This is a genomic window from Streptomyces sp. NPDC045778, assembly GCF_056431945.1.
The window spans coordinates 1-1,287 of sequence record NZ_JBWKJZ010000078.1; the positions used below are offsets into that span (position 1 = coordinate 1).

1 protein-coding gene is annotated in these 1,287 nt (G+C 70.2%); it reads left to right on the forward strand.

Going from position 1 to position 1,287, the window contains the following annotated elements; all coding sequences use genetic code 11:
• Positions 1–97: 97 nt before the first annotated feature.
• Positions 98–760, forward strand: coding sequence for a response regulator transcription factor (locus AC07GB_RS39795; RefSeq protein WP_030689541.1), 663 nt, complete (start codon positions 98–100; stop codon positions 758–760).
• The last annotated feature ends 527 nt before the right edge of the window (positions 761–1,287 follow it).

Below are 1,287 nucleotides of genomic sequence, written 5' to 3' on the forward strand. Positions count from 1 at the left end.
GGTCGGGGGGACCTTCGAGTTCGGGCCCCGCCCCGACGGCGGCTTCCACATCGAATCCGTACTGCCTCTGGATCCGGGCCATGGATAGACTGGGGGCATGGGGCATGAAGTCGTAAAGGTGCTGGTCGTCGATGACGAACCCATGGTTTGCGCACATTTGAGAACGATTTTGGGTTCGGCCGAGGATATCGACGTCGTCGACGCGGCCCACGACGGAGCGGCCGCGGTGGAAGCCGTGATGCGGCATCGCCCCGATCTCGTCCTCATGGATTTGCGGATGCCGGGTGTGGATGGCCTCACGGCGATCGAATGCATCATGAAACTGGACCAGCCGCCAAAAGTCGTGGCGCTCACCACATTCGACGCCGACCAGTATGTGATGCGGGCGCTGCGCAGTGGCGCCAGCGGATTTCTCGTGAAGTCGACGCCGCCCGAGGACCTGATCGGCCTCGTCCGGGTGGCCGCCGACGGGCACACGGTGCTCTCGCCCGTGGCCATGCGGCGCATCGTGGCCGCCTCGTCCGACGAGGACGCCGCGCGCGAGCGGGCCAAGGCCCTCGTCGGCAAGCTCACCGAGCGCGAGACGGACGTGCTCACCTGCCTCGGCGAGGGCCTGTCGAACGCGCAGATCGCCACGAAGCTGTTCCTCAGTGAGGCGACCGTCAAGGGCTATGTCTCGCGCATGCTCGTCAAGCTGGAGTGCACCAACCGGACCCAGGCGGGCCTCCTCGCGTACGACGCGGGACTCGTCAGCCGCTGAACGCTTCGCTGGACGCCCACCACCCTGTGCCGGGCCCGCGCCCCTCGGGGCACCAGGAAGGCCGGAGCCTTGCGGCTCCGGCCTTCTTCCACACGGGTGCGACTACCGTGCCGTGCTGTGGCCGGCCGGCCGCCGCACGGCGATGCGTTCTCTCGCCAGCCCTTGCCCCAGCACTCGGCCGCCCCGGCCGTGGGCGCCCGGCACCCTGGCTGTGACTGCCGCACGTCACCGCCGCGAGCCGGCCACGTCTGGCAGCGGCCTGTGTCGGCTCTGTCCGACCGTGCGAGGGAGCCGAGGGCAGACCCGGCTAGGGGAGGGCGGGCACGTGGATCGGCAGCTGGGGCCGGTGGGGGGAAGCCGCCCCGGTGCAGCTGGTGCGCGGCAGCGGCCCGGGTCAGCCCTGGCCGACCGTGCGTGGGCGTCGAGGGCGGATCCAGCTGCGGGTCGTCGGGACGTAGATCGGAAGCTCGGATTCGATGTGGAAGCCGCCGTCGGGGCGGGGCCCGAACTCGAAGGTCCCCCCGACA